29 protein-coding genes are annotated in these 18513 nt (G+C 70.5%); 1 reads left to right on the plus strand and 28 read right to left on the minus strand.

Annotation, left to right across the window (positions count from 1 at the left end):
- Position 1 precedes the first annotated feature (1 nt).
- Genes GA0070611_RS18940 through GA0070611_RS18950 form a run of 3 tightly spaced genes read right to left on the minus strand, consistent with a single transcriptional unit; the run spans position 2 to position 3119 of the window.
- Positions 2–799: a nucleotidyltransferase domain-containing protein gene (locus GA0070611_RS18940; RefSeq protein WP_091666169.1), complete on the minus strand. Its 798-nt coding sequence runs from the start codon at positions 797–799 to the stop codon at positions 2–4.
- On the minus strand, positions 796–2472 hold the full coding sequence (locus tag GA0070611_RS18945) for an ABC-F family ATP-binding cassette domain-containing protein (protein WP_091666171.1): 1677 nt from the start codon (positions 2470–2472) through the stop codon (positions 796–798). The genes GA0070611_RS18940 and GA0070611_RS18945 overlap by 4 nt, the downstream gene beginning before the upstream one ends.
- 41 nt (positions 2473–2513) lie before the next feature.
- Entirely contained in the window at positions 2514–3119 is a 606-nt protein-coding gene (locus GA0070611_RS18950; protein WP_091673132.1) for a class I SAM-dependent methyltransferase, read from the minus strand.
- 127 nt (positions 3120–3246) lie between these two features.
- On the opposite strand from GA0070611_RS18950, the gene GA0070611_RS18955 reads away from it, so the two are divergent.
- Positions 3247–4404: a hypothetical protein gene (locus GA0070611_RS18955; RefSeq protein WP_091666173.1), complete on the plus strand. Its 1158-nt coding sequence runs from the start codon at positions 3247–3249 to the stop codon at positions 4402–4404.
- A gap of 79 nt (positions 4405–4483) precedes the next feature.
- Here GA0070611_RS18955 and truA read toward each other — a convergent pair whose 3' ends face one another.
- The 25 genes from truA to rplP form a co-directional block, all read right to left on the minus strand.
- Complete coding sequence (gene truA, locus GA0070611_RS18960) at positions 4484–5317, minus strand: tRNA pseudouridine(38-40) synthase TruA (protein ID WP_091666175.1); 834 nt, start codon at positions 5315–5317, stop codon at positions 4484–4486.
- Positions 5318–5387: 70 nt separating this feature from the next.
- The gene (rplQ, locus tag GA0070611_RS18965) at positions 5388–5951 is read right to left on the minus strand and encodes a 50S ribosomal protein L17 (protein ID WP_091666178.1); all 564 of its coding nucleotides are present in this window, start codon (positions 5949–5951) and stop codon (positions 5388–5390) included.
- 34 nt (positions 5952–5985) lie between these two features.
- On the minus strand, positions 5986–7008 hold the full coding sequence (locus GA0070611_RS18970; RefSeq protein ID WP_007073009.1) for a DNA-directed RNA polymerase subunit alpha: 1023 nt from the start codon (positions 7006–7008) through the stop codon (positions 5986–5988).
- A 95-nt stretch (positions 7009–7103) separates the two neighbouring features.
- A complete protein-coding gene (gene rpsD / locus GA0070611_RS18975) occupies positions 7104–7730 on the minus strand; it encodes a 30S ribosomal protein S4 (protein ID WP_091290324.1) in 627 nt (208 codons plus the stop codon).
- 14 nt (positions 7731–7744) lie between these two features.
- The gene (gene rpsK, locus GA0070611_RS18980) at positions 7745–8152 is read right to left on the minus strand and encodes a 30S ribosomal protein S11 (protein WP_014440747.1); all 408 of its coding nucleotides are present in this window, start codon (positions 8150–8152) and stop codon (positions 7745–7747) included.
- An 18-nt stretch (positions 8153–8170) separates the two neighbouring features.
- Entirely contained in the window at positions 8171–8551 is a 381-nt protein-coding gene (rpsM, locus tag GA0070611_RS18985) for a 30S ribosomal protein S13 (protein WP_091666181.1), read from the minus strand.
- Positions 8552–8810: 259 nt separating this feature from the next.
- Positions 8811–8924, minus strand: a complete 114-nt coding sequence (rpmJ, locus tag GA0070611_RS18990; protein ID WP_043965539.1) for a 50S ribosomal protein L36 — start codon at positions 8922–8924, stop codon at positions 8811–8813.
- A 93-nt stretch (positions 8925–9017) separates the two neighbouring features.
- Entirely contained in the window at positions 9018–9239 is a 222-nt protein-coding gene (infA, locus tag GA0070611_RS18995) for a translation initiation factor IF-1 (RefSeq protein WP_007073013.1), read from the minus strand.
- A 268-nt stretch (positions 9240–9507) separates the two neighbouring features.
- Positions 9508–10011: a DUF1707 SHOCT-like domain-containing protein gene (locus GA0070611_RS19000; protein WP_231921161.1), complete on the minus strand. Its 504-nt coding sequence runs from the start codon at positions 10009–10011 to the stop codon at positions 9508–9510.
- Positions 10012–10151: 140 nt separating this feature from the next.
- A complete protein-coding gene (gene map, locus GA0070611_RS19005; RefSeq protein ID WP_091666186.1) occupies positions 10152–11003 on the minus strand; it encodes a type I methionyl aminopeptidase in 852 nt (283 codons plus the stop codon).
- 90 nt (positions 11004–11093) lie between these two features.
- The gene (locus tag GA0070611_RS19010; RefSeq protein WP_091666187.1) at positions 11094–11747 is read right to left on the minus strand and encodes an adenylate kinase; all 654 of its coding nucleotides are present in this window, start codon (positions 11745–11747) and stop codon (positions 11094–11096) included.
- Positions 11748–13076 (minus strand): preprotein translocase subunit SecY, encoded by a 1329-nt coding sequence (secY, locus tag GA0070611_RS19015; RefSeq protein ID WP_091666188.1) that lies wholly within the window; start codon positions 13074–13076, stop codon positions 11748–11750.
- Between the two features lie 237 nt (positions 13077–13313).
- The gene (gene rplO / locus GA0070611_RS19020) at positions 13314–13757 is read right to left on the minus strand and encodes a 50S ribosomal protein L15 (RefSeq protein ID WP_091666191.1); all 444 of its coding nucleotides are present in this window, start codon (positions 13755–13757) and stop codon (positions 13314–13316) included.
- Entirely contained in the window at positions 13757–13939 is a 183-nt protein-coding gene (rpmD, locus tag GA0070611_RS19025; protein WP_013473693.1) for a 50S ribosomal protein L30, read from the minus strand. Before rpmD ends, rplO begins: the two co-directional genes overlap by 1 nt.
- Entirely contained in the window at positions 13939–14553 is a 615-nt protein-coding gene (gene rpsE / locus GA0070611_RS19030) for a 30S ribosomal protein S5 (RefSeq protein ID WP_091444013.1), read from the minus strand. Before rpsE ends, rpmD begins: the two co-directional genes overlap by 1 nt.
- Positions 14554–14586: 33 nt before the next feature.
- A complete protein-coding gene (rplR, locus tag GA0070611_RS19035) occupies positions 14587–14976 on the minus strand; it encodes a 50S ribosomal protein L18 (RefSeq protein WP_091666193.1) in 390 nt (129 codons plus the stop codon).
- Positions 14973–15515 carry a 50S ribosomal protein L6 gene (rplF, locus tag GA0070611_RS19040; protein ID WP_091666195.1) on the minus strand — a complete coding sequence of 181 codons (543 nt, stop codon included), beginning with the start codon at positions 15513–15515 and terminating at the stop codon, positions 14973–14975. Before rplF ends, rplR begins: the two co-directional genes overlap by 4 nt.
- A gap of 16 nt (positions 15516–15531) precedes the next feature.
- Complete coding sequence (gene rpsH, locus GA0070611_RS19045; RefSeq protein ID WP_013288624.1) at positions 15532–15939, minus strand: 30S ribosomal protein S8; 408 nt, start codon at positions 15937–15939, stop codon at positions 15532–15534.
- A 96-nt stretch (positions 15940–16035) separates the two neighbouring features.
- Positions 16036–16221, minus strand: coding sequence for a type Z 30S ribosomal protein S14 (locus GA0070611_RS19050; protein WP_007073023.1), 186 nt, complete (start codon positions 16219–16221; stop codon positions 16036–16038).
- A 1-nt stretch (position 16222) separates the two neighbouring features.
- On the minus strand, positions 16223–16792 hold the full coding sequence (rplE, locus tag GA0070611_RS19055) for a 50S ribosomal protein L5 (RefSeq protein WP_007073024.1): 570 nt from the start codon (positions 16790–16792) through the stop codon (positions 16223–16225).
- The gene (rplX, locus tag GA0070611_RS19060; protein ID WP_197087816.1) at positions 16792–17112 is read right to left on the minus strand and encodes a 50S ribosomal protein L24; all 321 of its coding nucleotides are present in this window, start codon (positions 17110–17112) and stop codon (positions 16792–16794) included. The genes rplE and rplX overlap by 1 nt, the downstream gene beginning before the upstream one ends.
- Positions 17109–17477, minus strand: a complete 369-nt coding sequence (gene rplN / locus GA0070611_RS19065; RefSeq protein ID WP_007073026.1) for a 50S ribosomal protein L14 — start codon at positions 17475–17477, stop codon at positions 17109–17111. The genes rplX and rplN overlap by 4 nt, the downstream gene beginning before the upstream one ends.
- Positions 17478–17577: 100 nt before the next feature.
- Complete coding sequence (gene rpsQ / locus GA0070611_RS19070; RefSeq protein ID WP_091666197.1) at positions 17578–17853, minus strand: 30S ribosomal protein S17; 276 nt, start codon at positions 17851–17853, stop codon at positions 17578–17580.
- Entirely contained in the window at positions 17850–18086 is a 237-nt protein-coding gene (rpmC, locus tag GA0070611_RS19075; protein WP_013288628.1) for a 50S ribosomal protein L29, read from the minus strand. Before rpmC ends, rpsQ begins: the two co-directional genes overlap by 4 nt.
- On the minus strand, positions 18086–18511 hold the full coding sequence (gene rplP / locus GA0070611_RS19080; protein WP_073834927.1) for a 50S ribosomal protein L16: 426 nt from the start codon (positions 18509–18511) through the stop codon (positions 18086–18088). The genes rpmC and rplP overlap by 1 nt, the downstream gene beginning before the upstream one ends.
- Between the last annotated feature and the right edge of the window lie 2 nt (positions 18512–18513).

Raw genomic sequence — 18513 nt, forward strand, 5'->3', positions numbered from 1 at the left:
CTCAGGCGAGCACCTCGGCGGCCAGCAGCCGGGCGTCGGCCAGGGTGCGGGCCAGTTCGTCCCGCGCACGGCCGACCGCGCCGAGCAGCGCCTGTGCCCGGGCGGCGAAATCCGGCGGGGCCCCGGGGAGCCGCCCGGCGGAAGCGATCATGCCCTTCTCGTTGACCAGCCACCGGCCGGCCCGGCCGTGCAGCGCCTGGACCAGCACCCCGACCGCCCGGAACAGGCAGCCCGCCACGTACCCGGCGTCACCGGCCGCGGCACCCTTCGCCGCCCCGTCCAGCAGGAAGCCGGCCTCCCAGCCGCCGGCCACCAGGGCCTCCCCCAACGCGGCCGGATAGTCGAGCGTCTCCGCCCGCAGCGCGGTCAGCTCTCCGGTGGGATCGCCGAGCAGCCGGCCGAGCGCCAGCTCGCCCGCGTACGCGTGGGAGTAGAAGCCGAGCGGGTGGCCGGCCTGCACTCCGACGGTGTAGCGACCGGCCCGGCAGTCCGCCCAGACGGCGTGCACCCGGTCCACGTCACGGTAGATCCAGTCCACCGCCACCCCACCGACCCGCAGCCAGCCGCCGCCGTCCACCCAGGGGCCCCAGCCGCCCGGGGCGGTGAGTTCCGGCGCGTCGTCGGCGACGGTGGCCGCCACCGCCCGCAGCCCGGCGACGTCGAGCCGGCCCCGGTAGTAGAGGCCCAGGTCCCAGTCCGAGTCGGGCCGGTGCTCGCCCCGGGCCCGGCTGCCGCCGAGCGCCACGCCGACCACCCCGTCCACCGCGCGGAGCCGGTCGACCAGCTCGTCGGTGATCACCCGACGTCCCAGACCGGCTCCGGGGTCTCCACCACCTCGCCGTCGCCCCGGAACAGCACGAACCGGTCGAAGGAGCGGGTGAACCAGCGGTCGTGGGTCACCGCGATCACGGTGCCGTCGAACGCGTTCAGGCCCGTTTCGAGGGCCTCGGCGGAGGCCAGGTCGAGGTTGTCGGTGGGCTCGTCGAGCAGCAGCAGGGTCGCGCCGGACAGCTCCAGCAGCAGCACCAGGAAGCGGGCCTGCTGGCCACCGGAGAGCGTGCCGAACCGCTGGTCGCCCTGCCCGGCCAGCTCGTAGCGGGACAGCGCCGCCATCGCCGCGTGCCGGTCCATCCCGGCCCGGTGCTCGTCGCCCCGCCACAGGATGTCGACCAGCGTCTTCGCCATCAGCTCGGGCCGGTCGTGGGTCTGCGAGAAGTGGCCGGGCCGGACCCGCGCGCCGAGGCGGATCGTCCCGTCGTGCGCCACCGGCGCGAGCGCCGCCGCGTCCACCGGCGTGTTCGCCGGGTCGGGGTCGGTGCCGCCGCGGGCGAGCAGCCGCAGGAAGTGCGACTTGCCGGTGCCGTTCGCGCCGAGCACGGCGACCCGGTCGCCATACCAGAGTTCCAGGTCGAACGGGTAGGTCAGGCCGTCGAGTTCGAGCTGCTCGGCGACAACCGCGCGCTTGCCGGTCCGCCCGCCGGTCAGCCGCATCCGGATGTCCTGGTCCTTCGGGGGTACGGGCGGCGGTCCGGCCTCCTCGAACTTGCGCAACCGGGTCTGCGCCGACTGGTACCGCGAAGCCATGTCGGAGTTGTACGCGGCCTTCTGCTTGTACATCAGCATCAGCTCGCGCAGCTTCTGGTGCTCCTCGTCCCAGCGTTTGCGCAGCTCGTCGAGGCGGGCGTGGCGGGCCACCCGGGCGTCGTACCAGCTGGCGAAGCCGCTCGGGTGCACCCAGGCGCTGCCGCCCTCCACGGCGACCACCCGGTCGGCGGTCTGGGCCAGCAGCTCCCGGTCGTGCGAGACGTAGAGGACGGACTTGCCGGACTCCCGCAGCCGGCCCTCCAGCCAGCGCTTGCCCGGCACGTCGAGGAAGTTGTCCGGCTCGTCGAGCAGGAGCACCTCGTCGGGGCCGCGCAGCAGCAACTCCAGCGCGAAGCGCTTCTGCTGGCCGCCGGAGAGGGTCCGCACCGGGCGGTCCCGGGCGGCGTCCCAGGGCAGGTCGAGGACGATGGTGCTGACGGTGTCGAAGAGCACCTCGGCGTCGTACCCGCCGGCCTCGCCCCAGGCGGCCAGCGCGTCCGCGTACGCCAGCTGGGCCTTGCCGGCGGCGGTGCTGTACTTGCCGCGCACCTCGGCCGTCCGCATGGCCGCCTCGGTCTCGGCGAGCCGCCGGCCGGCGTCGCGCAGCGCCGGCGGGGCGAGCCCGAGGGCCAGGTCGGCGAGCGTGGAGTCGTCCCCGATCATGCCGATGAACTGGCGCATCACGCCGAGGCCGCCGGAGCGGGCGATCGCGCCGGTACGCACCGGCAGGTCACCGGCGACCATCCGGAGCAGCGTGGTCTTGCCGGCGCCGTTCGGGCCGACCAGGGCCACCTTGGCACCCTCACCGACCCGGAACGACACCTCGGCGAAGAGTTCCCGGCCGTCCGGCAGAATGTGCCGGACCCCGGCCACGTCCACGTATCCCACCCGGGCATCCTGCCCGAGGCGGCCGGGCGGGCGACACTCGATTACCGGGTGACCCGCAGCACCCGGAAGCCCTTCTGGCTGGCGTGCCGCTGCACCTGCCAGCCCTGCTCGACCAGCCAGCGGTGCAGCGAGTCGCCGCCGAGGTGGCGGGCCACGACCAGCCAGGCCACCCCGTCCGGGGTGAGCCGGGGCAGCCAGCGCAGCAGCAGGTCGTGCAGTTCCTGCTTGCCGATGTGGATCGGCGGGTTGGACCAGATCTGGGCGAAGCTGACGTCGGCCGGCACGTCGTCCGGCGCGGCGACCCGCACCCGGGCGGCCGCGCCGACCCGGGCGGCGTTGGCGGTGGCCAGGTCGCGGGCCCGCTCGTTGACGTCGACCGCCCAGACGGTGGCGGCCGGCGCGGTGCTGGCCAGCACGCAGGTGATCGGGCCGAAGCCGCAGCCGATGTCGAGCAGCGCGCCGGTGACGTCGTCCGCCGGCAGGTCGGCCTTGCGCAGCAGCACGGCGGTGCCGGGGTCGAGCCGGTTGGCGGAGAAGACCCCGCTGGCCGAGGCGAGGGTGTAGTCGCGCCCGGCGACGGAGAACTCGACCTCGCGCGGCTGGGCGGCGCTCGTGGGTTCAGCGGTGAAGTAGTGGTCGCCGGTCACGCCCGGCATTGTCGCACCGCCCCGGTCGGGCGGCGGCGAGGGTACGCCGGGGGCGGGGGCACGCCACTCCGCCGGAATTTCCCGATAATACCCTCTAAAGGGACAATCGGCCCCTAGTGTAGCTGACATGGTGTATCGGTACGAGTCCGATGAGGACGCCTTCCTCCCGAAGCCCGGGTCGGACCCGTCCGTGTCCGGCCCCGCCGTGGCTCCGCCGGCGGGCCCCTCCCCGTCCCGCTTCCCCACCCCGTCCCTGCCGCCGCCGGCCCGGTCCACCCGGCCGGCGATCGACGTCGCGCCGGAACCGGCCGAGCCGCCGGTCACCACAGCGGCACCCGCGCCCGCCCCGGCCCGCCCGCTGGCCGACCCGGCGGTCCCGCGCCCCACCGTTCCGGTGCCGCAGCCGAGCACCTCCCCGCTGCCGCGGGCCGCGCAGGCCGCCCCGACGTTCCGGACCACCGAACCGCTGGACCTGTCCCGTACCCGCCAGGCCGACCGGCGCCGTGGCGGCCGGACCTGGCAGGCCCTGATCGGCGGGACGGCCGTGCTGGTCCTGCTCGCGCTCGCCGGGCTGGCCGTCGCGGCCCTGCTCAAGGACCGTGACCGCACCGGCACGCCGCAGGCCGCCACGACCAGCAGCCAGCCCGTGGTGGAGCAGTCCGCCCCGCCCGCCGGCTCCGAGCTGGACTCCCGGGACACCGACCAGTTGGCGCTCACCGCCAAGGAGGTCTTCCCCGGCAAGCAGCTCGTGGTCACCGACGGCCGGCCCGCCTACGAGGTGCTGAAGGCCAGCTCCAGCGCGAGCTGCCCGGTCGCGGCCACCGGCGAGATCGCCGACCTGCTGGTCCGGCTGGGCTGCAACCAGGTGGTCCGGGCGACCCTACGGGCGCCGGACGGGGACCACCTGCTCACCGCCGGACTGTTCAACCTGACCGACGTCGCGAGCGCCCAGCGTGCCCGGGACCGGATCCGGCAGCTGCTCGACGAACGGCAGGGCCGGTTCCGGGGCATGGCCGCCGGCGACGACACCGATTCGGTGGAGCGGGCCGCCGCCCGGGTGGGCTGGCAGGTACGCGGTCACTACATCGCGTACTGCCTGGTCACCCGGACCGACGGGGAACGGATCAGCGCCACCGACGCCAAGGCCCGCGAGATCCTGTACGACATGATCGAGCTCTACCTCAACCGCGGGGTGCTGGAGCGCCGGGCCAACGGCGGGGTGGCCACCCAACCCACCGCGCCTGCCACCGACGGCGTCACCAACCAGGACGAGCCCACCAACTGAGCCGGCGGACGGCCTTTCCGTCGACGGCCCGTCGCCCCCGCCCGGGGTGGCGGGCCGTCGGCGTGGCCGGCGACGCCGGTCAGCCCTCGGCGACGGGCACCCGCAGCCGGCGGGTGAGGTCGGCGCGGCGCGCGTACTCCGCCGGGTCGGCCGGGTAGCCCACCTCGACCAGGGCCAGCCCGTGCGCCGGGGCCACGGTCACCTCGCTGGAGCGCTCCCGCCGGGTCAGCAGGCCGGCCGGCCACTCCACCGGCCGGCGACCGTCCCCGGCGACCAGCATCGCGCCGACCAGGCTGCGCACCATGTTCTGGCAGAACGCGTCGGCCTGCACGGTGGCGACCAGGATCCCGTCCGGGTCGCGCCGCCAGTCCAGCCGGGTCACCTCGCGCAGCGTGGTCGCGTTCTCCTTCCGCCGGCAGTACGCGGCGAAGTCGTGCTCCCCCACCAGGCCGGCGGCGGCGGCGTTCAACGCGGCCAGGTCCAGCGGCTTCGGCCAGGCCAGGGTGTCGGTACGGCGCAGCGGCTCGGCGCCCCAGGGGGCGTCGGTGACCCGGTACTCGTAGCGGCGGAAGGTGGCCGAGAAGCGGGCGTCGAAGTCGGCCGGCACCTCGGTCATCGCGCGTACCCGCACGTCGGGCGGGAGCAGCCGGGCCAGCCGGCGCAGCAGCCGCCCCTCGTGCTGCCGCCACACCTCGGTCGGCAGGTCCAGGTGGCAGACCTGCCCGGTGGCGTGCACCCCGGCGTCGGTACGGCCGGCCACGGTCAGCCCGGTCACCGTGCCCGCGCCGAGGACCAGGTCCAGCAGCTCGGTCAGCACCCCGGCGACGGTACGGCGGGTGGGCTGGGCGGCCCAGCCCGAGAAGTCGGTGCCGTCGTACGAGACGTCCAGCCGCAGCCGGATCCGCTCGTCCACCTCGTACCTCCCGTTACGGGTCGGGCCCGGCACCCCCTCGCGGGGATGCCGGGCCCGATCGAGCCTGCGGTCAGGCCTTGTCGTTCTCGGTGGCCTCGTCGCTGTCCTCGCGGGCGGCGGCGGTGTCACCGGAGGCGGAGACCGGAGCCTCGGCGTCCTGGTCGGCGACCTCGCTGGAGCGCGGGGTCTCCTCGGCCGGGGCCAGGGCCTCGACCTTGTCCTGCTGGGCGGCCTTGCGGGCGGCGGTCTTCTTGTTCGCCTTCGGCTCGGCGACCTGAAGCTCCTCGACCAGCTCGATGATCGCCATCGGAGCGGCGTCACCCTTGCGCGGACCGGTCTTCACGATCCGGGTGTAGCCACCGTTGCGGTTGGCGTACCGGGGCGCGATCTGGTCGAACAGGGCGTAGACCACGTCCTTGTCCTTGACGACGCCCAGCACCCGCCGACGCGCGGCGAGGTCGCCCCGCTTGGCCTTGGTGATGAGCTGCTCGGCCAGCGGACGCAGCCGCCGGGCCTTCGTCTCGGTGGTCTGGATCTTGCCGTGCTGGAACAGCGCGGTGGCCAGGTTGGCCAGCATCAGCCGCTCGTGCGCGGGGCTGCCGCCGAGGCGGGGGCCCTTGGTGGGCGTGGGCATTGTTGGTGCTCCTCAGAAGTGGCGGCAGCCGGACTTAGAGCTGCTCGGTCTCGCGGTAGTCGTCGGTGTCGTAGTCGGCCTCGCCGAAGGCGTCCACGACGTGCGCCGGGTCGAAGTTCGGAGCCGAGTCCTTCAGCCCCAGGCCCATCCCGGCGAGCTTCATCTTGACCTCGTCGATCGACTTCTGACCGAAGTTGCGGATGTCGAGGAGGTCCGCCTCGGTACGCCCGATCAGCTCACCAACGGAGTTGATGCCCTCGCGCTTGAGGCAGTTGTAGGAGCGGACGGTGAGGTCCAGCTCCTCGATCGGCAGAGCCAGGTCGGCGGCGAGCTGGGCGTCCTGCGGGGACGGCCCGATGTCGATGCCCTCGGCGGTCTCGTCCAGCTCCCGGGCCAGCCCGAAGAGCTCCACCAGGGTGGAACCGGCGGAGGCCAGCGCGGTGCGCGGGCCCATCGACGGCTTGGTCTCGACGTCGATGATCAGCCGGTCGAAGTCGGTCCGCTGCTCCACGCGGGTCGCCTCGACGCGGTACGTCACCTTGAGCACCGGCGAGTAGATCGAGTCGACCGGGATCCGGCCGATCTCGGCACCCGCCTGCTTGTTCTGCGCCGCGGTCACGTAGCCGCGACCCCGCTCGACGGTCAGCTCCATGTCGAGCCGGCCCTTGCCGTTGAGGGTGGCGAGCTTCAGGTCCGGGTTGTGCACCGAGACACCGGCCGGGGGCTGGATGTCCCCGGCGGTCACGTCGCCCGGGCCCTGCTTGCGCAGGTACATGCTGACCGGCTCGTCGTGCTCGGAGCTGACGCAGAGCTCCTTGATGTTCATGACGAGCTCGACCACGTCCTCCTTGACACCGGGGATGGTGGTGAACTCGTGCAGGACACCGTCGATCTTGATCGAGGTGACCGCCGCACCCGGGATGGACGACAGCAGCGTACGCCGCAGCGAGTTGCCCAGGGTGTAGCCGAAGCCCGGCTCCAGCGGCTCGATGGTGAACCGGGACCGGGTCTCGTTGATCGACTCTTCGGAGAGAGACGGTCGCTGGCTGATGAGCATCTTTTCTCTTCTCTTCCGGGGCGCCCGCTATTTGACGCCCACGACACAACTGTTCCGGTGGCCCGCCCCGGAGGACGGGCCACCGCAAGGAGCCCTTACTTGGAGTAGAGCTCGACGATCAACTGCTCCTGGACCTGGGTGTCGATCACCTGGCGGGCCGGGAGCGAGTGCACGAGGACCTTCATCTGGCTGGGGATGGCCTCGAGCCACGCCGGAACGGTCTTGGAGCCGGCCTCGGCCTGCGCGACGATGAACGGGGTGAGCTCCTTGCTCTTGCCCCGGACCTCGATGATGTCGTGCTCCTTGACGCGGTACGACGGGATGTCGACCTTCTTGCCGTTCACCGTGAAGTGACCGTGCTTGACCAGCTGACGGGCCATGTCCCGGGACTTGGCGTAGCCGGCCCGGTAGACCACGTTGTCGAGCCGCGACTCGAGGATCTGAAGGAGGACCTCACCGGTCTTGGCCTTCTTGCCCACGGCCTCTTCGTAGTAGCCGCGGAACTGCTTCTCCAGCACGCCGTAGACACGACGGGCCTTCTGCTTCTCACGGAGCTGGAGCAGGTACTCCGTCTCCTTGGTGCGGCCGCGGCCGTGCTGCCCGGGCGGGAACGGCCGGGACTCGAACGGGCACTTCGGACCATCGCACTTGCTGCCCTTGAGGAACAGCTTCATCTTCTCCCGCCGGCAACGGCGGCAGTCAGCACCGGTGTAACGAGCCATCTCTCTCTAACCTCTCAGACCCGGCGACGCTTCGGCGGACGGCACCCGTTGTGCGGCTGCGGCGTGACGTCGGAGATCTGCCCGACCTCGAGGCCGGCGGCCTGCAGCGAACGGATGGCGGTCTCCCGGCCGGAGCCGGGGCCCTTGACGAACACGTCGACCTTGCGCATGCCGTGCTCCATCGCCCGACGCGCGGCGGCCTCGGCGGCGAGCTGCGCGGCGAACGGGGTCGACTTGCGGGAGCCCTTGAAGCCCACCTGGCCGGACGAGGCCCAGGAGATGACCGCACCGGTCGGGTCCGTGATGGACACGATGGTGTTGTTGAAGGTGCTCTTGATGTGCGCCTGCCCGTGGGCGACGTTCTTGCGTTCCTTGCGCCGGACCTTCTTGACAGCGGCTCCGGCACGAGCCTTCGGTGGCATAAGTCTGTGCGCTCCTAGTTACTTCTTGCCGGGCTTCTTCTTGCCGGCCACGGTCCGCTTCGGGCCCTTCCGGGTACGCGCGTTGGTCTTGGTGCGCTGACCACGCACGGGCAGACCACGGCGGTGCCGGATACCGGCGTAGCAGCCGATCTCGACCTTGCGGCGGATGTCAGCGGCGACCTCGCGGCGCAGGTCACCCTCAACCTTGTAGTTGCCCTCGATGTGGTTGCGGAGCTGGACCAGCTCCTCATCCGTGAGGTCCCGAGCGCGCTTGTCCGGCGAGATGCCGGTGGCGGCGAGCGTCTCCAGGGCGCGGGTACGGCCGACCCCGAAGATGTAGGTGAGCGCGATCTCCATCCGCTTGTCGCGGGGGAGATCAACGCCGGCTAGACGTGCCATGTGCGGGCGAACTCCTCGTGATGTTGTGGCGGAGGTGTGGACCCGTCCCACCCCGCTACCGACCGTCCCGTCCTTCCGACGCGTTGCGCGCCGGCGACGTGGGGCGGTCGTGCCCGAGCGGGCCCCGGCCTCCGACCGGGGGTCAACCACGAGGGAGTACGCGCTGCGTACCGCTCGCGGCTGGGACGAGCTGGTGATGTGTTGTCGGGATCTGCGGCCCGGACCGATCCGACCGGCCGTCACGACCGGTGGGACTGGTTCAGCCCTGGCGCTGCTTGTGGCGCGGGTCGGAGCAGATGACCATGACCCGGCCGTGCCGGCGGATAACCCGGCACTTGTTGCAGATCCTCTTGACGCTCGGCTTGACCTTCACGGTTGCCTTACTTCCCATCTGGCCCGGGGACGCGGTTGAGCGCGACTCCGGACGTCGAAGACGGACACGGGGACGTCCCGGCCGCCGTCAGGCTTACTTGTAGCGGTAGACGATGCGCCCGCGGGTCAGGTCGTACGGCGAGAGTTCGACGACGACCCGGTCCTCCGGCAGGATGCGGATGTAGTGCTGCCGCATCTTGCCGCTGATGTGAGCCAGCACCTTGTGACCGTTCGCGAGCTCCACCCGGAACATGGCGTTCGGCAGGGGCTCGATGACCCGACCCTCGATCTCGATGGCTCCGTCTTTTTTCGGCATGTCCTCCGCTGTCCTGACGTCGGTTGCTCCGGACGGCCCACAACGTCTTACACGGGTCAGCCGATCATGATCAGCAACCCGCGCCAGCCGCGGCTCCGACTCCCACCGAAGCGCGGGTGGGCATGCCGGAGTGGACGCTGTGCGCCGATCTGAAAGTGTACGCCCGTCGACGGCCCGCCGCCAAACCGGCCACCCGTGGCGTCACCCGGCCGGAGGAAACGACCCCCGCCGGCCCGCCCACTGTGACCACGGCCACAGCTTCCGCAGCTCAGTGGCCACGTCGCCGCCGCCGGTCCCGCCGGTCCCGGCGGTGCGTCCGGTCGATCAGCCCGACCGACTGCATCAGCAGCAGCGCGCCCCACGGCCCGAGCACCCAGGCCGGCCAGAAGCCGGCGACGCTCCGGGAGCCGATGGAGATCAGCAGCCAGATCGGCACCAGCAGCCCGGCCACCCGCAGCCACGGCATCCACAGCTCGCGCAGCCCGGACGAGCCGTCCGCGACGACCGGCGGCACCGCGCCCGCCGGCGCCGGCGGCGGCACGGCCACCGGAGGCGGCGCCGGCGCCACGGCCGACCGCTGCGCGGGCCTGGGTCCCGGCAGGTCCGTGAGCACCTCGTCCAGGTCGGCGTAGGTCTTGGCGCCGTACGCCCGGGCCAACCGCTCGTCGTACTCGTGCAGGTCGAGCCGGCCCTCGTTCAGCGCCACCCGGAGCCGTTCCGCCGTGGCCTCCCGGTCGGCGTCGGCCGCCCGCATCCCGCGCTCCCCGTCCATGAGGGCAAGGATGCCACCGCTGTGCCACCCGGGGCCAGGATGCGCCCCTCCGGGCCACGATGTCCGGCCGCGCCCGTCCTGAGTCCTCCGGACCCGCAGACGCCGTACGTCCCCGCTGGGCGGGTCGGCAGAACCGCCCGTCAGCGGGCCGGGGAGTCCGCCGGCTGCCGCGCGGTGACCAGGTCCCCGAGGCGGGCCCGACCGCCGTCCTCGGCCGTCAGCACCCACACCCCGTCCTCCAGCAGCGCCATCGAGTGCTCGACGTGCACCGCCATCGACCGGTCCCGGGTCACCACCGTCCAGCCGTCGGAGAGTTCCACCGTACGGGGCGAACCCATGGTGATCATCGGCTCGATGGCGAGCGCCATGCCCGGCACCAGTCGGGGGCCCTTGCCCGGACGCCCGTGGTTGAGCACGTGCGGGTCCTGGTGCATCTCGGTGCCGATGCCGTGCCCGCCGTACCCGTCGACGATGCCGTAGCGGCCGCCCCTGCGGACCGCGGTCTCCACCGCGTACGAGATGTCGGTGAGCCGGCCCTTGCCGCCGGCCGCGCCCCGGGCGGCGGCCGCGATCCCGGCCCACATCGCGTCCTCGGCCACCGCGGCCATCTTCAGCAGGGCCGGGTCGACCTCGCCGACGCCGACGGTGATCGCGGCGTCGCCGTGCCAGCCGTTCAGCACCGCACCGCAGTCGATCGAGATCAGGTCACCCTCGCGCAGCACCTGCTGTGCCGACGGGATCGCGTGCACCACCTGCTCGTTGACCGAGGAGCAGATCGACGCCGGGAAGCCGTGGTAGCCCTTGAAGGACGGGACCGCGCCGGCCTCGCGGATGGTGGACTCGGCGATCGCGTCCAGGTCGGCGGTGCTCACCCCGGGGGCGACCGCCTCCCGCATCCGTCGCAGCGCACGGGCGACCACCAGACCGGCGGCCCGCATCAGCTCGATCTGCTCGGGGGTCTTCAGCTGGATGTCCAGCTGGGGACGGCGCATGGAGGCGTTCCCTTTCGTCGCGCGGAACAGCGGGGTACGTCGCACGTACCCCGCTGTTCGCACTCTATCCGCCGGATCGCCGGCGGTCCGTCAGCCGCCGTACGAGCGGAGGGCGTCGATGGCGCGGACGGTGACGTCCTCCACCGGCCCGGTCGCGTCGATGCCGACGAGCTTGCCCTGGGCGCCGTAGTAGTCGACCAGCGGCGCGGTCTTCTCGGCGTACTCCCGCAGCCGGGCCGCGATGGTCTCCGGCTTGTCGTCGTCGCGCTGGAACAGCTCGGCGCCGCACCGGTCGCAGATGCCCTCGCGGGTGGTCGCGTCGAACTCGACGTGCCAGATCTTCCCGCAGCCCCGGCAGGTACGCCGCCCGGAGAGCCGCCGGATCACCTCGTCGTCGTCGACGACCAGCTCCAGCACCAGGTCCAGGGCGGTGCCCAGGTCGGCGAGGAGCTTGTCCAGCTCGGCGGCCTGCGGGGTGGTACGCGGGAACCCGTCGAGGAGGAAGCCCTCGCCGGCGTCCGGCTCGGCGAGCCGGTCCCGCACCATGTTGATGGTGACGTCGTCCGGGACCAACTTGCCGGCGTCCATGTACCGCTTGGCCTCGACACCCAGCGGCGTGCCCTGGGTGACGTTGGCCCGGAAGATGTCACCGGTCGAGATCTTCGGCACCGAGAGGTGGGCGGCGATGAACTCCGCCTGTGTGCCCTTGCCCGCGCCCGGCGGGCCAACCAGAACGAGTCGCATCTACCGCAGGAACCCTTCGTAGTTCCGCTGCATGAGTTGGCTCTCGATCTGCTTCACGGTCTCCAGACCGACGCCGACCATGATGAGCACAGCGGTGCCGCCGAACGGGAAGTTCTGGAACTGCTGATTGTCCAGCCAGATGAAGAAGAAGTTCGGCAGGATCGCGATGATGCCCAGGTAGAGCGCGCCCGGCAGGGTGATCCGGCTGAGGATGAAGTCCAGGTACTCGGCGGTCGGCTTGCCGGGACGGATGCCCGGCACGAAGCCGCCGTACTTCTTCATGTTGTCCGCGACCTCGGTCGGGTTGAACGTGATCGACACGTAGAAGTACGTGAAGAAGATGATCAGCAGGAAGTAGATCGCGATGTGCTCCGGCGCGCTCGCCTTCACGATGTGGTTCTGGATCCAGGCCTGGGTCTTACCCGGGTTGTTCTGGTCGAAGAACTGAAGGATGAGCTGCGGCAGGTAGAGCAGCGACGAGGCGAAGATGACCGGGATGACGCCGGCCTGGTTGACCTTCAGCGGGATGTAGGTCGAGGTGCCGCCGTACATCCGCCGGCCGATCATGCGCTTCGCGTACTGCACCGGGATCCGGCGCTGCGCCTGCTCGATGAAGGTGACCGCGGTGATGACCAGCAGGACCAGGGCGATGACGAGGAAGAACATCCCCCAGCCCTTGGTGGTCTTGATCTTCCAGCCCTCGCTGGGGAGCCGGGCCGCGATCGAGGTGAAGATCAGCACGGACATGCCGTTGCCGACGCCGCGGTCGGTGATCAGCTCGCCGAGCCACATCACCACGCCGGTACCGGCGGTCATCGTCATGACCAGGATCGTCAGCGTCAGCCAGTCCGGGATGCCGGTGCCCTTGGGCACGATCGGGAACTGGTCGCACTGATTGTTGAAGAGCTGCCCGGAGCGGGCCAGGGCCACGAACGCCGAGGACTGGAGGATGCCCAGGCCCAGGGTCAGGTACCGGGTGTACTGGGTGATCTTCGCCTGGCCGGCCTGGCCCTCCTTGCGGAGCTGCTCGAGGCGCGGGATGACCACCGTCAGCAGCTGCAGGATGATCGACGCGGTGATGTACGGCATGATGCCGAGCGCGAAGACCGAGAGCTGGAGGAGCGCACCACCCGAGAACAGGTCCAGCAGGTTCAGCACGCCGGTGCTGCCGCCCTGGAGGGTGTCGAGGCACTTCTGCACGTTGCCGTACGAGACGCCCGGGCTGGGCAGCGTGGCGCCGAGCCGGTAGACCGCAATGATGCCTACTGTGAACAGCAGCTTCTTGCGCAGGTCAGGCGTACGGAACGCACTGAGAAAGGCGGACAGCAACTTCTTCCTCCTGCGCGACGCGGGCCGCCGGTGTGTGATCCCTGGCGGGGCGGGGTGGGTGCCGGGCGAGTGCCCGATATCCATGGCTGGGATGGGACTCTAACAGTCCGACCCCGGTCCGGGCAGATGCGCCCGGCTACATAAACCGAATCCGATGTTACTTGGCGCACACGCGCCAGGTAGACCATGGCGCCCGCCCAGTTGCGGACAACTGAACGGGCGCCACGACGTCCTGCCTTACAGCTCGGTGACCGAGCCACCGGCGGCGGTGATCTTCTCCTTGGCCGACGCGCTGAACGCGTGCGCCGACACCTGGAGGGACACGCCGCCGAGGTCGCCGGTGCCGAGGACCTTGACCGGCTGGCCCTTGCGGACCGCGCCGGCCTCGACCAGCTCCTGCGGGCCGATCTCGCCGCCGTTCGGGAACAGCTCGGCGAGCCGGTCCAGGTTGACCACCTGGAAGACGACCTTGAACTTGTTCTTGAAGCCCTTCATCTTCGGCAGGCGCATGTGGAGGGGCATCTGCCCACCCTCGAACGCCGCCGAGATGTTCTTGCGGGCCTTGGAACCCTTGGTACCGCGACCGGCGGTCTTGCCCTTCGAGCCCTCACCGCGACCCACGCGGGTCTTGTCGGTCTTGGCCCCGGGAGCCGGGCGCAGGTGGTGCACCTTGATCGTCATTACTCGACCTCCTCGACCTTCACGAGGTGGTTGACCGTGAAGATCATGCCGCGGATCTCCGGCCGGTCCTCCTTGACCACCACGTCGTTGATCCGCTTGAGACCGAGGGAACGCAGCGAGTCACGCTGGTTCTTCTTGGTCCCGATCTCGGACCGGACCTGGGTGACCTTCAGGCGTGCCATCAGGACGCCACCCCCGCCCGCGACGCCAGCATGGCGGCCGGCGCGACGTCCTCGACCGGCAGACCACGACGGGCCGCGACCGCCTCGGGGGACTCGAGCCCCTTCAGGGCCGCCACCGTGGCGTGCACGATGTTGATCGGGTTGGACGAGCCGAGGCTCTTGGAGAGCACGTCGTGGATGCCCGCGCACTCCAGCACGGCACGCACCGGGCCACCGGCGATGACACCCGTACCGGCCGAGGCCGGCTTGAGCAGCACCACACCGGCCGCGTCCTCACCCGTCACCGGGTGCGGGATCGAGGCGCCGATACGCGGCACCTTGAAGAAGTGCTTCTTGGCCTCCTCGACACCCTTGGCGATCGCCGCGGGCACCTCCTTGGCCTTTCCGTAGCCCACACCGACGGTGCCGTCGCCGTCGCCCACGATCACCAGGGCGGTGAAGCTGAAGCGACGACCACCCTTCACGACCTTGGCGACGCGGTTGATCGCGACGACCCGCTCGAGGTGCGGGGTCTTCTCGACGGGCGCGTTTCCGCGGCCGCCCTCACGGCGGTTGTCGCGGCGACCACCCTCGTTGCCACCGGACCCGCCGCCACGGCGCTGTTGACCTGGCATCAGCAGCCTTCCTTCTCTCTCGTGACGGGGTTTCTAGAACTCGAGCCCGGCTTCGCGGGCGGCGTCGGCAAGCGCGGCGACCCGCCCCGCGTACCGGTTGCCACCGCGGTCGAAGACGACCTTCGAGACGCCGGCGGCCTTGGCCCGCTCGGCGAGCAGGGCGCCGACCTTGCCGGCCAGGGCGCTCTTGTCGCCCTCGGCGCCGCGCAGCGAGGCGTCCATGGTCGAGGCCGACGCCAGGGTGTGACCCTTGGTGTCGTCCACGATCTGGGCGACCACGTGCCGCAGGGAGCGGGTGACGACCAGGCGGGGACGCTCGGTGGTGCCGCTGACGTTCTTGCGGACCCGGAAGTGCCGGCGCGCACGCCCGACGGCGCGCTTGGCCGCGACGCCGCGGCGGCGCTTGAGCAGCGTGGCGCTCACTTCTTACCTGCCTTTCCAGCCTTGCGGCGGATGACCTCGCCCTGGTACTTGACGCCCTTGCCCTTGTAGGGCTCCGGCGGGCGGATCTTCCGGATGTTGGCGGCGACCTCGCCCACCTGCTGCTTGTCGATGCCGGCCACGTGGAACAGGGTCGGCTTCTCCACCGTGAAGGTGATGCCGTCCGGGGCGGGCACCAGCACCGGGTGCGAGAACCCGAGCGCGAACTCCAGGTCCTTGCCCTTGGCGGTGACGCGGTAACCGGTACCGGCGATCTCGAGGCTCTTGCGGTAGCCCTCGGTCACCCCGACGATCATGTTGGCCACCAGCGTACGGCTCAGGCCGTGCAGCTCCTTGGCCTTGCGCTCGTCGTTCGGCCGGTTGACGTGCAGCTGGCCGTCCTCGGCCCGCTCCGCCGTGATCGGCTCGGCGAGGACGTGGGACAGCTCGCCCTTGGGGCCCTTGACCTTGACGGTCTGGCCGTCGATCGTGATGTCGACGCCGGAAGGTACCGGGATCGACTTACGTCCAATACGCGACATTTCTACCTGTCTCCCGTTACCAGACGAAGGCGAGGACTTCCCCGCCAACGCTCCGCTTGCGGGCCTGCCGGTCGGTGAGCAGCCCCTGGGACGTCGAAATGATCGCCACGCCCAGCCCGCCGAGCACCCGCGGGAGCCCGTCCGACTTGGCGTAAACCCGCAGACCGGGCTTGGACACGCGCTTGATGCCGGCCAGGCTCCGCTCCCGGTTCTGGCCGTACTTCAGCTCGACGACCAGTCGCTTGCCGACGGCGCCCTCCTCGGGCTCCTCGACCGACCAGGTGGCGATGTAACCCTCGGCCTTGAGGACCTCGGCGATGTTCGCCTTGATCTTCGAGTAGGGCATCGTCACCCGGTCGTGGTACGCCTGGTTGGCGTTACGCAGACGCGTGAGCATGTCTGCGATCGGGTCGGTCATCGTCATGAAATTCGTCAACCTTTCTCGCCGGGGTTCCCCGGGCCAGGCCCGGGGCCTACGGCGAAGAGACAGTTCAGCTGACGCGCTGAGCGCGCCGGGCTATTACCAGGAAGCCTTGGACACGCCGGGCAGCTCACCGCGGTGGGCCATCTCCCGGATGCACACCCGGCAGAGACCGAACTTGCGGTAGACCGCCTTCGGACGCCCGCACCGCTGGCAGCGGGTGTACGCGCGAACCGAGAACTTCGGCTTCGCGGCCGCCTTGAGGATCAGCGCCTTCTTGGCCATCTCAGTTCTCCTTGAACGGGAAGCCCAGGAGCTTGAGCAGCGCCCGGCCCTCGTCGTCGGTCGTGGCGGTCGTGACCACCGTGATGTCCATGCCCCGCTGGCGATCGATCTTGTCCTGGTCGATCTCGTGGAACACCGACTGCTCGGTCAGACCGAACGTGTAGTTGCCGTGCCCGTCGAGCTTGCGCCCGTCCAGGCCGCGGAAGTCGCGGATACGCGGCAGCGCGATGGAGAGCAGCCGGTCCAGGAACTCCCACATCCGGTCGCCGCGCAGGGTGACCTTCGCGCCGATCGGCATGCCCTCGCGGAGCTTGAACTGCGCGATGGACTTGGTGGCGCGCCGCACCTGCGGCTTCTGGCCGGTGATGGTGGCCAGGTCACGCACCGCGCCGTCGATCAGCTTGGCGTCCCGGGCGGCCTCGCCGACACCCATGTTGACGACGATCTTGACCAGCCGCGGCACCTGCATGGGGTTGCCGTAGCTGTGCTGCTCCTGCAGCTTGGCCACGATCTCGTTGCGGTACCGCTCCTTGAGGCGCGGCATGGTCTTGGTTTCGGTAGCCGTGGTCATCACAGGTCCTTACCGGTGCTACGCGCGATGCGGACCTTCTGGCCGTTGTCGTCGATCCGGTAACCGACGCGGGTCGGCTTGCCGTCGGAGTCCAGGACCATCACGTTCGAGACGTGGATCGGGGCCTCCTGGGTGACGATGCCACCGGTCTTGGCGCCACGCTGAGTGGTGCTGATGCGGGTGTGCTTCTTGACCCGGTTCACGCCTTCGACGAGGACCTTGTCCTGCCGCGGGTAGGACGCGATGACCTTGCCCTTGGCACCCTTGTCCTTGCCGGCGATGACGATGACCGTGTCGCCCTTCTTGACCTTCACGGTCACAACACCTCCGGCGCGAGGGAAATGATCTTCATGAACCGCTTGTCCCGCAGCTCACGACCCACCGGGCCGAAGATACGGGTACCGCGCGGGTCCCCGCCGTCCTTGATGATGACGGCGGCGTTCTCGTCGAAGCGGATGTACGAACCGTCCGGCCGCCGCTTCTCCTTGGCGGTGCGAACGACGACGGCCTTGACGACGTCGCCCTTCTTGACACCGGCACCCGGGATCGCGTCCTTGACGGTGGCCACGATGACGTCGCCGATGCTCGCGTAGCGCCGACCGGAGCCACCGAGAACCCGGATGCACAGGATCTCCCGGGCACCCGTGTTGTCGGCGACGCGCAGTCGCGACTCCTGCTGAATCACGTCTATCTCCTATGTCTGCCGGTTCTCCGGCCGCCCGCGAGGGCGGCCGGAGCCTGGCGGAACCTGCGCCCGACCGAATCCGGCCGAGCTCGAGCCTTCGCTACTTGGCCTTCTCGAGGATCTCCACGAGCCGCCAACGCTTGGTGGCGGACAGCGGCCGGGTCTCCATGATCAGGACCCGGTCACCGATGCCGGCAGCGTTCTGCTCGTCGTGGACCTTCAGCTTGCTGGTACGGCGCATGATCTTGCCGTACAGCGCGTGCTTGACCCGGTCCTCGACCTCGACCACGACGGTCTTTTCCATCTTGTCGCTGACCACGAGGCCCTCACGCACCTTGCGGCGGGCCCGCGCGGTGGCGGTGGTGTTCTCGCTCATGATGCAGTCACCTCAGTCGGCGCGGCCGAGAGACCCAGCTCGCGCTCACGCATGATCGTGTAGATCCGGGCGATCTCCCGACGGATGACCTGCAGCCGCCGGTTGTTGTCCAGCTGACCGGTGGCGGCCTGCACGCGGAGGTTGAACAGCTCCGCCTTGGCCTCGCGCAGCTTCGTGACCAGCTCCTCCTCGGAGAGCTCACGCAGCTCGGAAGGCTTGACGCCCGCTGCCATCAGGATTCACCCACTTCGCGCGTAACAATGCGGCACTTCATCGGGAGCTTGTGGATCGCGCGACGCATCGCCTCTCGCGCGATCTGCTCGTTGGGGAAGGACATCTCGAAGAGAACCCGCCCCGGCTTGACGTTCGCGACCCACCACTCGGGCGAGCCCTTACCGGAACCCATCCGGGTTTCCGCCGGCTTCTTGGTGAGGGCCTGGTCCGGGAAGATCGTGATCCAGACCTTGCCACCACGCTTGATGTGGCGGGTCATCGCGATACGCGCCGACTCGATCTGGCGGTTCGTCACGTACGCCGGCTCGAGAGCCTGGATCCCGAACTCGCCGAACACCACCCGGTTACCACCCTTGGACGCGCCGTGGCGGTCCGGGTGGTGCGGCTTGCGGAAGCCCTTCGGGGGCTTGCGCGGCATCAGCATCT

The sequence above is a fragment of the Micromonospora auratinigra genome (genome assembly GCF_900089595.1).
GTDB classification, from domain to species: Bacteria; Actinomycetota; Actinomycetes; order Mycobacteriales; family Micromonosporaceae; genus Micromonospora; species Micromonospora auratinigra.

Coding starts and splice junctions, on each gene's coding strand:
- GA0070611_RS18955 (WP_091666173.1), top strand. CDS start 3,247: ATGGTGTATCGGTACGAGTCCGATGAGGACGCCTTCCTCCCGAAGCCC.
- rplQ (WP_091666178.1), bottom strand. CDS start 5,951: ATGCCCACGCCCACCAAGGGCCCCCGCCTCGGCGGCAGCCCCGCGCAC.
- GA0070611_RS18970 (WP_007073009.1), bottom strand. CDS start 7,008: ATGCTCATCAGCCAGCGACCGTCTCTCTCCGAAGAGTCGATCAACGAG.
- rpsD (WP_091290324.1), bottom strand. CDS start 7,730: ATGGCTCGTTACACCGGTGCTGACTGCCGCCGTTGCCGGCGGGAGAAG.
- rpsK (WP_014440747.1), bottom strand. CDS start 8,152: ATGCCACCGAAGGCTCGTGCCGGAGCCGCTGTCAAGAAGGTCCGGCGC.
- rpsM (WP_091666181.1), bottom strand. CDS start 8,551: ATGGCACGTCTAGCCGGCGTTGATCTCCCCCGCGACAAGCGGATGGAG.
- infA (WP_007073013.1), bottom strand. CDS start 9,239: ATGCCGAAAAAAGACGGAGCCATCGAGATCGAGGGTCGGGTCATCGAG.
- GA0070611_RS19000 (WP_231921161.1), bottom strand. CDS start 10,011: ATGGACGGGGAGCGCGGGATGCGGGCGGCCGACGCCGACCGGGAGGCC.
- map (WP_091666186.1), bottom strand. CDS start 11,003: ATGCGCCGTCCCCAGCTGGACATCCAGCTGAAGACCCCCGAGCAGATC.
- GA0070611_RS19010 (WP_091666187.1), bottom strand. CDS start 11,747: ATGCGACTCGTTCTGGTTGGCCCGCCGGGCGCGGGCAAGGGCACACAG.
- rplO (WP_091666191.1), bottom strand. CDS start 13,757: ATGACGATCAAGGTGCACCACCTGCGCCCGGCTCCCGGGGCCAAGACC.
- rpmD (WP_013473693.1), bottom strand. CDS start 13,939: ATGGCACGCCTGAAGGTCACCCAGGTCCGGTCCGAGATCGGGACCAAG.
- rpsE (WP_091444013.1), bottom strand. CDS start 14,553: ATGCCAGGTCAACAGCGCCGTGGCGGCGGGTCCGGTGGCAACGAGGGT.
- rplF (WP_091666195.1), bottom strand. CDS start 15,515: ATGTCGCGTATTGGACGTAAGTCGATCCCGGTACCTTCCGGCGTCGAC.
- rpsH (WP_013288624.1), bottom strand. CDS start 15,939: ATGACGATGACCGACCCGATCGCAGACATGCTCACGCGTCTGCGTAAC.
- GA0070611_RS19050 (WP_007073023.1), bottom strand. CDS start 16,221: ATGGCCAAGAAGGCGCTGATCCTCAAGGCGGCCGCGAAGCCGAAGTTC.
- rplE (WP_007073024.1), bottom strand. CDS start 16,792: ATGACCACGGCTACCGAAACCAAGACCATGCCGCGCCTCAAGGAGCGG.
- rpsQ (WP_091666197.1), bottom strand. CDS start 17,853: ATGAGCGAGAACACCACCGCCACCGCGCGGGCCCGCCGCAAGGTGCGT.
- rpmC (WP_013288628.1), bottom strand. CDS start 18,086: ATGGCAGCGGGCGTCAAGCCTTCCGAGCTGCGTGAGCTCTCCGAGGAG.
- rplP (WP_073834927.1), bottom strand. CDS start 18,511: ATGCTGATGCCGCGCAAGCCCCCGAAGGGCTTCCGCAAGCCGCACCAC.